9 protein-coding genes and 1 pseudogene are annotated in these 18,550 nt (G+C 63.2%); 8 read left to right on the plus strand and 2 right to left on the minus strand.

Annotation, left to right across the window (positions count from 1 at the left end):
• Positions 1-817: pseudogene (locus tag Q0248_RS07430) on the minus strand (hypothetical protein); the annotation flags it as partial.
• A gap of 30 nt (positions 818-847) precedes the next feature.
• Positions 848-2,179: a hypothetical protein gene (locus Q0248_RS07435; protein WP_299321110.1), complete on the minus strand. Its 1,332-nt coding sequence runs from the start codon at positions 2,177-2,179 to the stop codon at positions 848-850.
• 849 nt (positions 2,180-3,028) lie between these two features.
• On the opposite strand from Q0248_RS07435, the gene Q0248_RS07440 reads away from it, so the two are divergent.
• The 8 genes from Q0248_RS07440 (at position 3,029) to Q0248_RS07475 (ending at position 18,460) form a co-directional block, all read left to right on the plus strand.
• Positions 3,029-5,890, plus strand: a complete 2,862-nt coding sequence (locus tag Q0248_RS07440; RefSeq protein WP_299321111.1) for an ATP-binding protein — start codon at positions 3,029-3,031, stop codon at positions 5,888-5,890.
• A 370-nt stretch (positions 5,891-6,260) separates the two neighbouring features.
• Positions 6,261-7,277 (plus strand): peptidoglycan DD-metalloendopeptidase family protein, encoded by a 1,017-nt coding sequence (locus tag Q0248_RS07445; RefSeq protein WP_299321112.1) that lies wholly within the window; start codon positions 6,261-6,263, stop codon positions 7,275-7,277.
• Positions 7,278-7,413: 136 nt separating this feature from the next.
• Positions 7,414-8,142 (plus strand): nitroreductase family protein, encoded by a 729-nt coding sequence (locus Q0248_RS07450; protein WP_299321113.1) that lies wholly within the window; start codon positions 7,414-7,416, stop codon positions 8,140-8,142.
• Positions 8,143-8,292: 150 nt separating this feature from the next.
• Positions 8,293-8,847: a pyruvoyl-dependent arginine decarboxylase gene (locus tag Q0248_RS07455; protein WP_211788629.1), complete on the plus strand. Its 555-nt coding sequence runs from the start codon at positions 8,293-8,295 to the stop codon at positions 8,845-8,847.
• Positions 8,848-9,253: 406 nt separating this feature from the next.
• Entirely contained in the window at positions 9,254-11,578 is a 2,325-nt protein-coding gene (locus Q0248_RS07460; protein WP_299321114.1) for a TonB-dependent receptor, read from the plus strand.
• 1,321 nt (positions 11,579-12,899) lie between these two features.
• Entirely contained in the window at positions 12,900-15,755 is a 2,856-nt protein-coding gene (locus Q0248_RS07465; RefSeq protein WP_299321115.1) for a putative LPS assembly protein LptD, read from the plus strand.
• 124 nt (positions 15,756-15,879) lie between these two features.
• Positions 15,880-17,226 carry a Na+/H+ antiporter NhaA gene (gene nhaA, locus Q0248_RS07470; RefSeq protein ID WP_299321116.1) on the plus strand — a complete coding sequence of 449 codons (1,347 nt, stop codon included), beginning with the start codon at positions 15,880-15,882 and terminating at the stop codon, positions 17,224-17,226.
• Positions 17,210-18,460 (plus strand): class I SAM-dependent methyltransferase, encoded by a 1,251-nt coding sequence (locus Q0248_RS07475; RefSeq protein ID WP_299321118.1) that lies wholly within the window; start codon positions 17,210-17,212, stop codon positions 18,458-18,460. Before nhaA ends, Q0248_RS07475 begins: the two co-directional genes overlap by 17 nt.
• Positions 18,461-18,550: the final 90 nt, after the last annotated feature.

Here is an 18,550-nt window from a genome sequence, read left to right on the forward strand (position 1 = left end):
TGCCGATCTTAGCCTTGATCTCCTCGAGCTGCTTGAGGATGGCGGCCACGGCGAGTGCGGCACTCGACTTACCCTGCTTTACCTCTTCCTGCAGCTCAGCGGCCTTGGCGACGAGCGCCTCGAGCTGCTTGAGGACGGAGGCCTGCGTGGTGCCACTGGCCTCGGCAGCCTCCTTGAGCTTGGTGAGCGTCGTGCCGAGGGCCTCGAGCTGCTTGGCGCTGGACTCCTTCAGCCCACCGATGGCCTTAGCGATGGCATCGAGCTTGTCGCTCAGCGGGACGCTCTGCGTGTTGATGAGGCCCATGAGGAGGTCGAGCTTCTCCTGCGTGGTCTTGGCCGTGCTGGTAATGGCGTCGGTGATCTGCTTGAGCTTCTCGGCGAGCGTACCGCCGAGCTTGTCGATGGCCTCGGTGATCTTGCCCGTCAGCTCCTCTTGCTTGAGGAGGTGCTTCTTGATGGCCTCGGCGAGGATGTCGAGCTTGCCCTCGAGGCTCAGCGTCTGGCTACTGATGGCGCTCTCGATGGCAGCGAGCTTCGTCTCCAGCGTCTTATTGACGTCGCCGAGGATATCGCTAATGGCCTGGAGCTTGGTAGCCTGGTCGGCATGCATCTTGTCCAGTGCCTCAGTCAGCTTCTTGATGGCAGCCTCGCTCTTGAGGGTGCCTTGGTTGATGGCTTCGACGACCTTGCTGAAGTCATTGGTTACGGTGACCGAGGTCGTGTGACTGACCTTAGGTGCATCCTCCTTACAGGATGAGAAGGTCGCGGGGGCAAGCAGCAGCGCTAGCCCTACGAGGGGTAGGAATATCCGTTTCATGATCTGATGTGCATTTAAGGGGGGATGGTACTACTTCTTGACCTTGATGGTGATGGTGACGCGACGGCCTTCGGCGGCAGGCTTGCCCTTCTCCTCACCGATGGCGATCTGCGGGTCGAGGTCCTCGGCGGCAAAGCCCTCAGCGATGAGCGCCTGGGCTACCTGCTGCAGGCGACGGCTGGAGAGCTGCTGGTTGTAGGCCTCGGAGCCGGGGGTGCTGGCCTCGGCTAGGAGCTCTAGCTGATGCCCACGGGCTGAGCGGGCGAAGGCGCGCAGACGCTCCAGCTCTATACGGCCGATGGTGTAGCTGTCGTGGTCGAACTGGACGAAGTGCGGGGCGAGGGCAGGCAGCTCGGCGCCGCCCTTAGCCTGAGCCTCGAGCTCGGCCTGACGCGCCTCGGCCTGGGCGCGGCGTGCAGCCTCGTCCTCGGCACGTGCCTCAGCGTCGCGGAGCTTGCGCTGTAGGGCGTTGAGCTTGTCGTTGAGCGTGGAGAGCTCGCCCTCGTAGCGGCTGCGTAGGGCGCAGGCGGCGCTACGGACGAAGTTGTAGCGGACGGTGGCAAGCGCGAAGACGAGGCTACGCGGAGCGATGCCCTTACGATTGAGGAGCCAGTCGAGCTCACCCTTCAGGCCGAGGCTGAACTGGCGGCTGACGTCGGCCTCCAGATGCAGCGAGGCGGGCAGGTAGAGCGTCTCGAAGCTCTCGGCGCGGTTGGTCGTGCGCACGCCGCCCGAGAAGACGACGGAGGACTCATTGCTGACGCTGGTGCCGCTCACCAGAGGGATGGTCTTGCCGCCCTGCGTGAGGGTGTTGTTCAGCAGGAAGGCATACTCGTTGCCGCTGGCCATCGAGTAGCCGAGGCCCGTGCCGAGCCAGAGATTGAGCCACTGGGCGCCGCGGCGTGGCCAGAGCTCCATGAAGTTCAGCCCGAGGCCGAGCTTGGCGTTGTGGAAGTTCATCAGGTAGTTGCCGTAGACCTTGATGGGCATGGTCTTGGCATCTAGGCTGGAGACGCGCTGCTCACGGCGGTAGCGCGACCAGAGGTATTCGCCGCCGACACGTATCCAGGGGCGGATGGTGTAGTCGATGCCTCCGCCGACGGCGGGGGCTAGCTCATAGCTGCGACGCTGGTTCAGGGTGGGGTACCAGACCTCGGTAGCCCAGGAGGTACCGCCCTCGGCGGAGATGCTCCAGCTGCCACGTCGTACCTCGGCATTGTAGCCCTTGGACGGCTCGGTCAGCTGCTGCTCCCGAGTCTGTGCCTGGGAGCTCACGAGGGGCGTTGCTCCCAGGAGGGCGATCAAGCCTGTGCGCAGCAGCCGCGCGCTGTGTCGCGGGGCAAAGGACGTTAAACTGCTCATGATCGTTTCGTTTAGATTAGGTAGGTGAGATATTCTTGTTAATGTAGTGCCGCTTTGGAGCTTCGGGTGCGGGCAGGAGGACCCACATTCCCTCCTCCTGCCCGACCTTCGGCTGGGGACCTCGGGGCAAGCCCTGCGGCGGGGAGCTCCTTGGTCTACTGCAAAGGTAGAGCAGGCCTCAGCCCCTTGTTATAGGCCAAGCGGACAGAAATATGCTCCTATCGGACAAGTTCGCCCGCGTCCGCCCCGCGCCGACTGTCCCAATCGGACATCCAGCCTGTTCCAATCGGACATCCAGCCTGTTCCAATCGGACATCCGTTCGGACACGACTACCCTAAAGCACTACTCCACAGTACACTACATAGAATTCCTACCTTATCTCCCAATTTTCCCCCTCTTATCCCTCAACTCTCCCCCCTCCTAGCTCTCCCGAAGCTGCAAACTAAGGGGGGAGGCCTCTGAGGGATATCGCTCAGCGCGCTGAGGGACGTCCGTGCCGCACGTGAGGGCTATCCCTCAGCGGCGCGAGGGATATCCCTTAGCAAGGCCTGCCCTTAGCGTGGGTGGGCATACGGCCTTAGGCGGGGCTTCTTCTACCTTATTATATATAGGGAGGGCCTGGACTGAGGGGGCGAGCGAAGGCCCAATACGTGGTAGGACGGGGGGCTCGGGGGAGGATTTGGGTAGCACCCAAAGAATTTTCATCTTTGCAGTATACATACGCACCTCTGCCCACAGCATCAAGGCTATAAGAAGCAAACCAGTATCCACCCCAGGGATGCGCACTATCCTCTCTCCCCTCGGGATAGAGCGGGATCCGTGTACGCCCCACGAAGACGCTACAGACTATGCGACACTGCGCCACCCACATGCGCCAGAGTCCTGCACGGAGCCGTACGACAGCCCCTCCCTTAGCCTCCCACCTCCGCAGCCTCTATGCGGGGCTTGGCCTCCTCGGCTGCCTCCTCACCCTCGGAGCCTGTCAGAAGCACAAAGCCGCCCCCGCCCCCGAGGAGCGGCGACGCGTCGACAGCCTCGTCAAGGCCGCTAAGGATATCCCCACGCTCATACAGCTGCACGAGGCCTTCGAGCACAAGGGCAATCGGCTGGGTAGTATCCTTGCGCTCAAGGAATGGGGGCGCATGCTGCGCAATGAGAGCCGCTTCGAGGAGGCCCTACACCAGCACAGCCAGGCGCTGAAGCTCGTCGAAGCCCTAGGCGATACCCTCGAGTGGGTGCAGGTGCTCAATGACATCGGCACCGACTACCGCCGCATGGGCGTCCTGGACGTGGCGCAGGAGTACCACTACAAGGCGCGCAACCTGAGCGAAGAGCACAGCGACACCACCTTCCAGGCACGCAAGAACCGCGTCGTGGCGCTCAACGGACTGGGGAACATCTACATGACCTTCGGCAACTACCAGCAGGCCGAGCAGGTGCTACGCCTGGTGCTAGCGGGCGAGCAGCAGCTGGGGAGCGCGCTGGGACAGGCCATCAACTACGCCAACCTCGGGGCGATCTTCGAGCGGCAGGGCAAGGTCGACTCCGCCTGGCGCTACTACCGCCGCTCCATGCAGCTCAACCGCGAGATCGGCAACCAGCTGGGCATCTCGCTCTGCCATACCCACTACGGCACCCTCTACGAGCGGGCCAAGGACTACCCCCGCGCCGTCAAGGAGTACGAGACGGCCTACGAGCTGATGAAGGCCTCCAAGGACGAGTGGCACGCCCTCTCCTCCCTCATCGCGCTGGCAGGCATCCACAACCGCCTCGAGGATAACGCCCGCGTGGAGGACTACCTCGCCCAGGCCAAGGCCATAGCCGAGCGTATCCACTCCAACGAGCATCTAGCGGAGATCTACGCCCTATACCATAAATACTACAGCCGCCGCGGCCTCTACCAGCAAGCCCTAGCGAGCAAGGAGCAGGCCGACGCCCTGCAGGACAGCGTCATCAGCATCGAGAAGATCAACCGCATACAGAATGCCAGCATCAACATCGAGCGCAGCCGTCAGCGCCAGCAGATGGACGCCGTCCAGCGCAAGCTGCGCCAGGAGAAGACCAAGTGGGAGATCGGCTTCGGCATCTTCCTGCTCACACTCATCATCCTGGTGGCTGTCATGCTCGTCCTCCTCTATATACAGAAGCTGCGCGCCCGCAACCACCGTACGCTGAAGCAGATGTCCGCGCTGCGGGAGTCCTTCTTCACCAACATCACCCACGAATTCCGCACGCCGCTGACCCTCATCCTTGGCCTCAGCCACGACCTGCAGCAGGGGCCCGACTGCAGCCCTGAGCTGCGCGACAAGGTGCAGCTCATCGAGCGTCAGGGCAAGAGCCTGCTGAACCTCATCAACCAGCTGCTGGACATCGCACGCACCAAGTCCGCCGTCGGCGACTCCGACTGGTACAGCGGCGACATCTCCGCACGGCTGACAATGATCGTCGAGACCTACCGCGACTTCGCCGAGAGCCGCCATATCGCCCTGAGCTACGAGGGCCCCGGGCGCATGGAGATGGACTTCGTCCCCGACTATCTGGACAAGGTGATGAATAACCTCCTATCGAATGCCCTCAAGTTCACCCCCGAGGGTGGCTGGGTGCGGGTCAGGTCGGGGCAGCAGGCGGGTAAGTTCGTCCTCGAGGTCGCCGACAGCGGCATCGGGATCGCCCCCGAGGCGCTGGAGCATATCTTCGAGCCCTTCTTCCAGGCCGATGGCCAGTCCCGCAAGCTCGGCTCGGGGGTCGGGCTGGCACTGGTGCGGCAGATCCTCGACGCCGTGGGCGGACAGATCGAGGTCAAGAGCCAGCTGGGGGTGGGGACGCGCTTCGTCATCCGGATCCCCATACGTCACGAGAACCGCCCACCGCTGCCCTCCATGGGACAGGCCGTACCGCTCGACCTCGAGCTCCACGCCGAGACACCGCCCAAGGACGAGGACTGCCGTATCCTCATCGTCGAGGACAACCCCGACGTGGCGCACTACATGGGCTCGCTGCTCTGCCAGCGCTACAGCATCTACTACGCCTCGGACGGCCGTCAGGGCGTGGAGCGCGCTCTGGAGCTGATGCCCGACCTCATCATCACCGACCTCATGATGCCCGAGCTGGACGGCTTCGAGCTCTGCCAGCAGATACGTACCAATCCCATCACCGACCACATCCCCATCATCGTCGTCACGGCCAAGATCAGCGACAAGGAGCGTATCCGAGGCTTCGAGGTCGGGGCGGATGCCTATCTGGCCAAGCCCTTCAATAGCGATGAGCTACGTGCGCTGGTCGAGCGCCAGCTAGAGCGGCACCGCTGCCTGCGCCAGCGGCTCTCCGAGGCCCCGAGCGACAGCAAGGCCCCGCTCATCCAGCTCTCCGAAGCCGAGCTGCGCTTCCTCAGCAAGACCGACGACTTCATCCAGCACGCCCTCAGCAATAAGCGGCACATCGAGGTCAACACGCTAGCCGAGCAGCTCTGCATGAGCCCCCGCCAGCTGCACCGCAAGCTCGTAGCCCTCACAGGCTATCCCCCGACGGCCTATATCCTCAATCATAAGATGCTGCGTGCCAAGGAGCTGCTGGAGTCGACGCCCGAGCTCACCATCGAGGACATCGCCGAGCGCTGCGGCTTCGAGCACGACTCGAGCTTCTACCACGCCTTCAAGCGGTACTACGGCGTCACGCCCGCCGAGTACCGCAAGGACAGCCCCGCCTCCTAGCCCCACCCCGGAGAGGCTGCGGCCACCCTGGGCGGCACTTTGCTAGAGGGCTGATGAGCACGCGCTGAGGGCTTTACTCCTCTCCTCCACACCAAGGGGCGAAGGGCTATGAGGCAAGGGGGGAGCACCCCCCAGAGCCCTTCGGAGGTATCCTCCGAGCAAGGCCACACTAAAGGGCGAGGCAAGGGCGTTAGATCCTTGTAATCCCTAGATGAAAGGCTATCAGCTGCACACTAGCGGCATCTCTGTGCAGGAGCTCCGTTTGTATGTAATTGATTATCTTTGTCTTCGATTCCCTGCTGACTACACCAGGGACTTGCCTGGGGACGCGCCCCAAGCAAATGATAGTATTAACGTATCTAAAGCTGGTATGACAAGAAACCAAAGACGCCTGCTATGCGCGTCTCTGTGTCTGATGGCTACGACCGTGAGCTCCTGGACTGCAGGCAGCCTCTCGGCACAGACTCAGGCACCTCGCAAGGAGACGCGCACAGCAGCCGGGCAGCAGCACACCACCACTGGGGGTGAACATCTGTTGCTTGCCGACCGCCTCGAGATCAAGAACCGCCTGAAGACAGAGAAGCAGCGCCGAGCGTCTGCCCTGCGACAGGCAAAGGAGGAGCTCAACCTAGAGGCCCCCGCATCAGAGCTCTACGGAGAAGACTCCTGGGGCAGCTACGTCAATCCCTTCGCGGGTATGTCGGTGAACATCCCTGACCGTCAGGACATCGACCTACAGGAGTTCGTGATGCCGATTGACACCCGTCAGATCACCTCGAGCTACGGCTACCGCCACAGCTTCGGCCGTATGCACTACGGCACCGACCTCAAGCTCAGTACGGGTGACACCGTACGCGCCGCCTTCTCTGGCAAGGTACGCGTCAAGAGCTACGAGCCTGGGGGCTACGGCAACTACGTCGTGATCCGCCACCCCAACGGCCTAGAGACTGTCTACGGCCACATGAGCCGCTCCATCGTCCGTGAGGGTACCGTCGTCCGCGCCGGGGATCCCATCGGCCTCGGCGGCAGCACGGGGCGCAGCACAGGCCCCCACCTGCACTTCGAAGCCCGCTTCATGGGCGTACCCATCGATCCCTCTGACCTCTTTGACTTCCAGGCAGGCGTCCCCCGCTTCGACGTCTTCGCCTTCGTCAAGGGCGCCTACCGCACGCCACGCTCTCGCGCCATGGCGAGCGTCGTGGCCCGCCCTAAGAAGAGCAGCAAGGCCAACGAGGACCAGTTCCGCACCCACCGTATCAAGAAGGGTGAGACGCTCAGCTCCATCGCTGCGCACTACGGGATCTCGGTCAAGCAGCTCACCGGTAAGAACGGGATGAGCACCAAGTCTAAGCTCAGCGTCGGGCGCACCCTGCGCATCCCGAGCTAAGCCCAAGGCCGCAGCCCCCCAAGAGCATACACAGCCCCCTAGCCCTGCCCAGCGGCAGAGCAGGGGGCTGCCTCGTTAGCGCCCCTACCCTAGTCCAAGCTCCTTCCCCCAGCGCACCACAGCGCCATCCTCCCCTATGCTTCACGACCTACTCCAGCACCGCCGCGCGGTGCGCTACTTCGACACTGAGCGCCAGCTCGACAGCGAGCGCGTACGTCGCCGCCTCGAGGAGGCTGCGCTCGCCCCTACCAGCTCCAACATGCAGCTCTGGGAGTGCTACCACATCACCGACCCTGAGCTCATCGCGCGGCTGGCGCCTGCGTGCTTCGACCAGAGTGCCGTCCGTACGGCCAGCCAGCTCGTGGCCTTCGCTATCACCCCGCAGCGCTGGCGTGCCCATGCCGAGGCGGTGCTGGCCTTCCAGCGTGAGGACCTCCCCCGCCACTTCCCCGAGGATAAGTGGCCGAAGTACCTAGCGCTGCAGGAGAACTACTACGGCAAGCTCATCCCGCTCCTCTACCGCCGCGGCTGGGGGCTGTGGGGACAGCTTCGCCGAGCCCTCTTCTCGCTCGTCGGCCTCGTGCGGCCCGTTCCTCGCGAGACGACAGAGGCCGCCATGCGGACGGTCCTGCACAAGAGCTGCGCCCTGGTGGTCCAGAGCTTCCTGCTCGGGATGAGCGAGGAGGGCTACGACACCTGCCCCCTGGAGGGCTACGACAGCCGCCGTGTGGCGCGGCTGCTGGGGCTGGAGTGCGGCAGTGAGCTGACGATGCTCATCGCCTGCGGCTACCGCAGCACGGAGCGCCCCGAGGGCGGCCGCTTCCGTCTCCCCTTCGCCCAGCAGTATCACCGCATCGGCTCCTAGCACTGTGGCGCGTGTATCTGCTTAGGTAGAAATAATGTACCTTTGTATGCTCGTCTCGTCTCCCCCACGACCAGCAGAGCTGTGGCAGACAGGTGGAGCAAGAGCACAAGACAAGTATCATAACCACAATAGAACAGTACGACAAAGTAAATGAGCAAGTACGTAGGGAATCTCATCCCCCACACCTTCTTCATCACGAAGGGTAGCGGCGAATCCGATCTCGAGCTGCACGCAGGCTCCTACCACATGGCGCTGCACGACGCTGGGATCTCGGACTTCAACATCATGGTCTACTCCTCGGTGCTGCCCGCCACGGCACACATCGCATCGATGGACGAGATCGACCTGCCGCCCTTTGGCTCCGAGCTGAAGACCATCCTCGCCGTATCGCACGGTCAGCAGGACGAGTTCGTCTCCGCGGGTGTCGTCTACGCCTGGATGTATGCCGATGAGAACTTCGACAAGAAGGTCGGGGGACTCGTCTGCGAGGTAAGCGGTCGCTACCGTATCGAGGAGCTGGAGGCACGTCTGATCCGCGTGATCAACGACCTGCACCAGAAGACCTACGCGCACTACTACCTAGGTGAGCTGAACTTCGTCACCGAGGGCATCACGATCGAGAAGCGCTACGGGACGGCACTGGCTGGCCTCTGCTTCGTCGACTTCCAGCTGCCCGAGGTAGAGCCTGTAGAGCGCCACTTCTAGCATCATCCGCTACGGCTCCCCGAGCTGGGGAGTCTCTGAGGGACCGCCCTCGACAGCGCAGCCACGAGCTGCAGAGCTGTCGAGGGCGGTCCTTTTCTATGGCTATGGGGCGGGCACCTCTGTGACGTAGCAAGGAGCCAAGGTGAGGGGGAAGAAACGCAGCTGGCTGGGGCAGTACGGGGAGGAGCCCTAAGGACAGGCCGTGCACCTCAGTGATGGCCTCGTCAGCGTGGGGCTAGGGCGGAGGCGTACTACTTGGCGGGCGATTAGGAAGAGGCTCGGACTATAATGGGGCGAATTTGCCCTTGTGGGCGCCCCTTTATGGACGCAGGGCGCGTGCTGCCTTACCTTTGCGCCGCTAGCAGTCGCTAGCTATCGATTACAAAGCACTTAACAAGATCTATAGATGTCCCAAGCTTACGCTAGGCAGCTGCCTCTATGGTCGCTGCTCACCCTTGGCCTCACCGCCCTCCCCCTCAGCCTCGCCGCCGAAGGAATAGATACCCTCGCCGCTCATCAGCTGGACGAAGTCGTCGTCAGCGCCTACATCCCCCAGCGCCCCACCGCGCTTACGGGCCTACAGCCCGCAGCGCAGAGCTGGCTCAGCCGCAAGGAGCTGAAGCGCTACCGCGTGCAGCAGCTCACCGACCTGACGAGCCGCGTCCCCAGCCTCTTCATCCCCGACTATGGCTCGCGCCGCAGTGCTGCCATCTACCTCCGCGGGAGCGGAGCGCGCAGCGTCGGTCAGACCATAGGCCTCTATATCGACGGTGTGCCCGTGCTGAACAAGGCGGGCTTCAACCTCGAGCTCCCCGCCATCTCGGGCATCGAAGTCCTGCGCGGCCCTCAGGGGACGCTCTACGGACGCAATGCCCAGTCGGGGATCATCAACTACTACACGCGCTCGGCCTTCGAGCGTCCAGGCGGTGAGCTGCGCCTGACGATGGGCAGCCACGGCCTCTACCGCGCGAGCCTCGAGCAGAGCCTACGCCTCGGTCAGAGCTGGGGACTCAGCTATGGGCTCATCGGGACGACCCGCCGCGGCTACTTCGACAACGTCACCACAGGGCGTGCGCAGGATAGCCTCCGCAGCCTCACGGGCTTTCTCAAGCTGGAGTACCGCCCCAGCGAGCGACTACAGATGGCCCTCAGCGCGACGGGCGACTACGTAGATCAGGGAGCCTTCCCCTACCGCCAGGTGAGCCCCGAGGGCAAGGTCGCCCCACTCAGCAGCGATGCCCCCGAGACCTACGGCCGCCGTTCGCTAGCGCTACGCTACCTCCTGAGCTACCAGTGGGAGCGCATGCAGCTGCAGTCGGCCACGGGCTACCAATACCTCTGGGACCAGACGGAGATGGATATGGACAAGACAGCCACCGACCTCTACCACGTGCAGCAGGGGCTGCGCGAGCACGGCCTGACGCAGGAGCTGATCCTACGTAGCCGTGCAGAACAGGAGGCACGCTACCGCTGGACGCTGGGCCTCTTCGGCTACTACGACCCCAAGCAGCTGGAGGCGCCCGTACACTTCTCCTACCCAGGGATCAGTGGGCAGATCAACGGCGCCATCCGCGGCATGAAGGCCGCCCTAGCGCGTACCAACCCTAAGGCTGCCCAGCGTATGCCTGACCTCAGCTACGTCGATCCCCAGCGGCGCGGCGTGGTGAATACCAACTCCTTCGAGCAGCCCGAATGGGGGATCGCCCTCTACCACGAGAGCGCCCTGCGCCTGCTGCCCCAGCTGACGCTGACGGCAGGGCTGCGCCTGGACTACGAGCATCACCAGCTGGACTACCGCATCGGGGGCTATCCTATGCCGCTGCAGATCACGACGCCTCGCGGCCCGCTCTCCATCACGCTCCCTGCGGGGAGCCTCGAGGGCAGGCAGCAAAGCGAGAGCTGGCAGCTGCTCCCGAAGTTCGCCCTACAGTGGACACCCCTAGAGGGACTCCAGGCCTTCGCCACCGTCACACGCGGGGCTAAGGCAGGCGGATTCAATGAGCAGGGCTTCTCTGAGCTCATCGCCCAGGTACAGCTGCAGGATGGTATGGCCAAGAGTCCTGGCTCGGGCTCCCAGCCCTTCGACCGCTCCACGATCCCTGCACGCACCACCTACAGCCCCGAGACCAGCTGGAGCTACGAGCTAGGCGGCCGCTACGAGCGCCCCGAGACCGGCACACGCCTCGAGCTCTCGGCCTACCTGCAGCAGGTGCACGACCTACAGCTCACGCGCTTCGTCGCCAGCGGTGCGGGCCGTGTGGTGGGTAATGCGGGTGCCTCCCAGGCCCTTGGGCTCGAGCTCAGCGCCTCGCAGCGGATCTTTGCCCCTCTGACCGCACAGATCAGCTACAACTATACCGATGCACGCTTTACCGAGACGGCGGGCGCTGGGATCAAGGACAAGCGCGTCCCCTTCATCCCACAGCATAGCTTCAGCGCTATGCTCGCCTATAGTGAGGAGGTAGCGCGTGGGCTACGCCTCTTCTGGGAGGCCGAAGCCTCGGGTGTCGGCGCCATCTACTGGGACGAAGCCAATCAGTACCGCGAGCCCATGCAGACCACGCTACGGGCACGCCTCGGGGCAGAGCATGGCCGCCTCAGCCTCGCCCTCTGGGCCAATAACCTCCTCGACCGCAGCTACCAGATCTTCTCCTACCGACTGATGGGGAGCAACTATGCCCAGCTGAGTGTGCCCCGCACCTTCGGCCTAGACCTCGGGCTGCGCTTCTAAGCCACCTCTACTCGCTCCCCCCACGGAGAGGCCGCACGCCTCACCGTGGGGGGAGCGCTTTTTATAGATATCCTTCACGGCGCCGAGGGCTATCCGTGAGTGCGCTGATGGACGTCCCTCAGGCGGCTGATGGATATCCCTCAGCCGCCCCCTCCCTAGCCGCTCACCTTGAGCCGCCCCTTCGCTCCCCTCCCGACGGATAGCCCCCAGCGCAGCCGCCCACAGACGTTAAGGGTCGCCCCTGTAGGGCTCTGTCCTTATTTACCCAATCCTACCCCAGGGTTTGGTCGCCCTTTCAGGGCTACGCACCCTGGGTTAGCCCATCGCAAAAAGACAAGAGCCCTGCAGGGGCGATCCTTAGCCATCGCACAGCAAGCAAAGAGGAAGTGGCAACAGTACGGGGTATCCTTCTGCCACGACACAAATAATCCACGGACACCCCGCACCTATCGGCGAGCGGCGGCCACGCAAGCCCCAGCGGGGCAATCCCTTCAAAGCCCAGGGTGCGTAGCCCTAAAAGGGCGACCAAACCCTGGGTAAGCCCACCACAAAAAGATCAAGAGCCCTACAGGGGCGATCCTTAGCCATCGCACAGCAAGCAAAGAGGAAGCAGCCACAGTGCAGGATATCCCTCTGCCAAGACACAAAACAATCTACGGCCACCCCAAGCCTATAGGGCACCAACGGCAGAGCGAGCCCCAGCGGGGCGACCCCTCCAAAGCCCAGGGTGCGTAGCCCTGAAAGGGCGACCAAACCCTGGGGTAGGATTGGATAAATAAGGACAGAGCCCTACAGGGGCGACCCTCAGCCCTAGCGAAGCGGACAAAGAGGAAGTAGCCACAGTGCGGGATATCCCTCTGCCTAGACACAAAACAATCTACGGCCACCCCAACCCTATAGGGCACCAACGGCGAAGCAAGCCCCAGCGGGGCAACCCTTCCAAAGCCCAGGGTGCGTAGCCCTGAAAGGGCGACCAAACCCTGGGGGAGGATTGGATAAATAAGGACAGAGCCCTACAGGGGCGACCCTCAGCCCTAGCGAAGCAGACAAAGAGGAAGCAGCCATCGGGCGGGATATCCCTCTGCCCGCCCCCTATAGGCGGGGAGAATGTCGTATCTTTGCGCCTGCAGTGAGCTGCGAGCTCGGTAGGCCTCCCAAGCGAGGCACACCGATAGCGCCCCTCGCTGCGTTCCTGCTATAGATGCGTAGACGTATAGACCGAAGCGGGCGCCTAGCGCTGTGCCTTTGCAGCCTCCTGCTGCTGGCAGCCTGCGCCTCCCGACATAGAGCACCTCGAGCGAAGACCAAGGCCGCCCAGGCTTTGGTCCGAGACAGTGCATCCCGACGCGTCGGCGACAGCCTCAGTACCCTACGCCAGCTCTCCGCCTTCATCCCCGACTCCAGCACACGCGCTCTAGATAGCCTCAGCGGCAGCCTTCGCTCCGCTAGCAAACCTGGCGACAGCCTCGCCAGCCGAGCGGGGGACAGCCTGCAGACGGTTCGCCCTGCCGCGCTGGATAGCGCCGCTCGGGCCGACAGCATCGCCGCTGAGCGCCGTCGCCGTAGCAAGGAGACCTTCGACGACATCATCGCCTACAAGGCGCAGGACTCTATGGTACTGCTCGGGCAGAGCCTCACCTACCTCTTCGGAGAGAGTAGCATAGACTACAAGGACAAGGGGATGGACGCGCGCTTCATGCGCATGAACCTCGACAGCAACCTCGTCTTCGCCCACTACATCATCGACAGCACGGGCAAGGCCAGCGCCTACCCAAAGTTCCGCGACGGGGGCGAGAGCTACGAGGCCAAGAGCCTGAACTACAACTTCAAGACCAGCAAGGGCTACATCACGGGCGCCGTGACGCAGCAGGGCGAGGGCTACATCACGGCCGAGCGCACCAAGCTGGTGAGCAATAACTGCCTCTTCATGGAGGGCGGACGCTATAGCACCTGCGATAACCACGAGCACCCGCACTTCTACTTCCAGCTGACGCGCGCCAAGGCCCGCCCACAGAAGAACGTCGTCGCAGGCCCGAGCTACCTCGTCCTGGCGGATGTGCCCATGCCCATAGGCCTACCCTTCGGCTTCTTCCCCTTCAATAAGACCTACTCCTCGGGCATCGTCATGCCCAAGTACGGGGAGGAGAGCAGCCGCGGCTTCTACCTCCGCGAGGGCGGCTATTACTTTGCCTTCAATGACTATGTAGACCTGTCGGTGACGGGGGACTGGTATTCGCTGGGCAGCTGGGGCGTCAATGCGCGCTCCAACTACCGCAAGCGCTACCGCTACAACGGGAGCTTCAACATGAGCTACCTCACGACCAAGACGGGTGACCGCGACGTAGCGGGGGACTTCAGCCAGAGCAAGGACTTCCGCATCAGCTGGACGCACACACAGGACCCCAAGGCCAACCCCGAGCAGAGCTTCTCAGCCAGCGTCAACTACTCGACCAGCAGCTACAACCACAATTCGCTCTCGACGCTCTACAACCCCATGGTGGCGGGGCAGAATACCAAGAACTCGTCCATCAACTACAGCCGCACCTTCACGGGCACCCCCTGGCGCCTCTCCGCCAGCATCGATGCGACGCAGACCTCCGCCGACTCCATGGTCACGATGAGCCTGCCGAATGTGTCCATCAGCATGAACCGTATCTACCCCTTCCGCCGCAAGCAGCGCGTGGGGGCAGAGCGCTGGTACGAGAAGATCAGCATCAGCTACTCGGGACAGCTGCGCAATAGCATCTCCACCAAGGAGAACCGCCTCTTCAGGAGTAGCCTCACTCGCGACTGGCAGAACGGGATGAGCCACAATATCCCCATCTCCGCCTCCTACAAGCTCCTCGACTACATTGACCTGACCCTCGGGGCCAACTACACCGAGCGCTGGTACAGCTACAGCTCGCACAAGGTCTACGACCCGGACCTGGACCGCACCGTCTGGGAGCGTGACTACGGCTTCCGCCGCGCCTATGACTTCAACACCTCGGCCAACCTCAGCACCACGCTCTACGGCTTCTTCAAGCCCTGGAGCCTCCTAGGGGACAAGGTGCAGATGATACGCCACCGCATGACGCCGCGCATCGGGGTGAGCTTCACCCCCGACTTCGGCGCACCCATGTGGGGCTTCTACGAGACGCTGAGCTATACGGACAAGCAGGGCCTCCCTCGCGAGGAGCGCTACTCGCGCTACTCCGACGGGCACCTCTTCGGCGGGCCAGGGCAGGGACGCGCCGCCCTCATCACCTTCGGCGTGGACAACAACCTGGAGATGAAGGTCAAGAGCCAGAGCGACAGCACCGAGACCACCAAGAAGATCAGCCTCATCGAGAATCTCTCGCTGAGCTCGAGCTATAACCTCGCCGCCGACTCCTTCCGCCTGGCGGACATCAATGCGAACATCAACATACGCCTCTCGCAGAGCATCAACCTCAACTTCGGCGGCTCCTTCGACCCCTACCTCTACGGCCATACCACCGACGCCAATGGCGTGGTGCGTGAGTACCGCATCGACAAGATCCGTCCCTTCTGGGGCAAGCGCCTCGGCGGGCTACGCAGCACGGGGACGTCCTTCAGCTACAGCCTGAGCAACCAGACCTTCGACAAGCTGCGCGCCTTCTTCTCGGGCAAGAAGAGCGACAAGGACAAGAAGGGCAAGGAGCAGGCTGACAGCACCGGTCACGAGCTCAACGGACCTCGCCCCGACGGGCAGGAGAGCTCGCTAGCGGACCAGGCCGCACGTCAGGGCGGGCAGAAGAAGACGAGCTTCTACGGGTCGCAGAGCGACGAGGGCGAGTACGACGCCGATGGCTACCTCAAGCTCTCAATCCCCTGGACGCTGTCCTTCTCCTACGGGGTGAACCTAGCGCGGACGAGCTTCGACCCCGTGCGCGATGACTTCAACTACGGGCTGACGCACAGCCTGATGTTCTCGGGCAGCATCCAGCCGACGAAGAACTGGTCCTTCAACTTCAACGCCAGCTACGACTTCATCGCTAAGAAGATCGCCAACATGACCATAGGCATCAGCCGCGACATGCACTGCTGGAGCCTCTCAGCCAATGCCATCCCCTTCGGCCCCTACCGCAGCTACAGCATCAATATCGGGGTCAAGAGCAGCCTACTGAAGGATGTCAAGTGGGACAAGCACGGCTATTCGACCGGCGAGAGCTGGTAAGCCCGTCAATAATCAGTAACTTTGCACTATGGATAGGACTGGAGCGGAGCTCCGGGACACTATCCCTATAGTATCATCTCACGACACATCATAGTTACATCTCTAGCAGCTATACCCTTACGCAATGGCCACTACGACCACCCCTAAGAAGCTCGTGCGGCGCCTGCTCAGGCTACGTCCTAACCCCACCATCCTCCTCTTCATCGCGACGATCGCAGCGGTCATCATCGCCAATACCAGCGCTAGTGACCTCTACAACGCCTTCCTCAACTTCCCCGTATATGTATCGGTAGGCGGCATCGAGCTCTTTGCCCACTCGGGGCACACGATGACGGTGAGCCAGGTGGTGAACGATGCGCTGATGGCGATCTTCTTCTTTCTCGTCGGGCTGGAGATCAAGCAGGAGCTCCTCGTCGGGGAGCTGTCCTCGCCCAAGAAGGCCCTGCTACCCATCATCGCCGCCTTCGGAGGGATGATCGTACCCGTCCTCTTCTTCTTCGTCATCTGCCACCAGCAGCCCGAGAGCATGGGGGCGGCGATCCCTATGGCCACGGACATCGCCTTTGCTCTGGCAGTACTGGCATCGCTAGGAGAGCGCGTGCCGAAGAGCCTGCGCATCTTCCTCGCAGCGCTCGCGGTAGTGGATGACATCGGCGGCATCATCGTCATCGCCATCTTCTACAGCACCCATGTATCGTGGCTCCCCCTAGCCATAGGCATCGCTCTGCTGGGGCTGATCCTGCTGCTGGGACGCGCCCGTATCCACACCCTCGAGCCTTACCTCATCATCGGGGTAGCCGTGTGGGCCCTCTTCCTCCACTCGGGTATACATCCCACCATCGCTGGCGTGCTGACCGCCCTCTGCCTCCCCGCAGGGACCAAGGTGCATATCGGGCACCTCTCGGAGCGCCTGAGCGAACTGACCAGCCACCTCTCCACCAAGGCCGTCGAGTCCAAGGGCGCCCTCGTCCTCTCCCATGAGCAGCTGGAGAGCATACAGAAGATACGCACCACTACCGCCCGTGCCATCAGCCCCGTGCAGACGCTGGAGCACGCCATCGCCCCTTGCGTCAACTACTTCATCCTGCCGCTCTTCGCCTTCGTCAACGCGGGCGTTGCCTTCGGTGGCTTCTCTCCCGAAGCGCTGCTAGGGATTCCTGCGGCGATCTTCCTCGGCCTCTTCCCCGGTAAGGCCATTGGGATCAGCCTCTTCACCTGGCTGGCTATCAAGCTGCGTATGTGTAGCCTCCCCGAGGGGCTGACCGTCCACCGCCTGCTGCCGCTCTCCGTGCTCGGAGGCATCGGCTTCACGGTCTCGCTCTTCATCGCCAACCTATCCTACGACGCCCCCGACCTCGTCTCCCTGCTCAATGAGGCCAAGCTCGGGATCTTCGCAGGCACCATCGCCTCGGGCCTCATCGGCTACTTCTGGCTCCGCAGCACCCTCTCCAAGGATGACGCAGCCGCCTAGCCTCGAGGAGCTCGCAGCCCTCCAGGATGAGCTCCGACAGCTGCTCCAGCACCCCAAGCCCGAGCAGCGCCTCGGGAAGCTCCCGCAGGCCGAGCGCCTGTGGCTACAGCAGCAACTGGCGCAGCAGCGCCTCGTCAAGGACAAGCTCCCCTCGTGGCAGCTTGTCCTTGCCTATATCCCCTCTTCCCTTGCCCTAGAGCAGTGCTCCAGCCAGCTGGCCGCTGAGTACAAGCAGCGCTTTGTCCGCCGAGAGGATCACCTCCTAGACATGACGGGCGGACTGGGCGTGGACTTCAGCGCCCTTGCGGCGGTAGCCCACGCGGGCGTCTACGTCGAGCAGCAGCCCCAGCTAGTGGCCGCCGCACGCTACAACCTCCCCCTCCTCCTCCCCGACCGCCCCATCACGATCTACGAAGGGCGCTCCACGGAGCTGCTGGACGAGCTGCTCGAGCGCCATCAGCCCACCCTCATCTACCTCGACCCCGCCCGCCGCGAGCAGGGCGACCGCCAGCGCCGTGTCTACGCCCTCGAGGACTGCGAGCCCGACCTCCTCGGCCTCCTGCCCCGCATCCGCGAGCGCTACAGCGCCCTAGGGCTGCCTCTGCCGCGCCTGCTGGTCAAGGTCTCCCCCATGCTCGACCTCAAGCACACGCTCCGCTCCGTGCCCGAGACGAAGGAGCTGCACGTCGTGGCCGTGCAGAGCGAGGTCAAGGAGCTGTTGCTCTCCATAGACCTGGCTGCCCCCTCCCCCTCCTCATACCAAGACGTACCCCTTGTGGTAAGCCTCCTCGGAGGAGGGCAGGAGCAAAGTCTCCGCTTCGAGCGCGCCTTTGCCGAGGAGGAAGCTCTCACCGCACGCTACGCCACTGAGCTAGGCCGCTGGCTCTACCTACCGCACGCCGCGCTGATGAAGGCGGGTCTGTACAAGAGCCTCGCCGCGCGCTACGGCCTCGAGCCGCTGCATGTCAGTTCGCACCTCTACACCTCGGACGAAGCCTACCCCCACTTCCCTGGGCGCCGCTATGAGGTGGACGAAGTGCTGCTCTTCAGCTCCTCCCTCCTCAGACGTCTAGCGAAGGAGCGCCTCGCCGCGCAAATCATCTGCCGCAACTTCCCCCTCTCTGCCGACGAACTGCGTCGTCGCCTCAAGGCTGCCGAGCACGACACCTACGCCCTCCTAGGCACTACCCTCTCCACGGGCGAAGCCGTCCTCATCCGCTGCCGCCGCAGCTAGTCGCCTAGCCCACGCACGCCACCCGCTGCCGCCCCACAAGAAAGCCGCTCGCCCCATCGATCTCGAGTGATCGATGGGGCGAGCGGCTTT

The sequence above is a fragment of the uncultured Porphyromonas sp. genome (assembly GCF_938046015.1).
GTDB lineage: Bacteria > Bacteroidota > Bacteroidia > Bacteroidales > Porphyromonadaceae > Porphyromonas.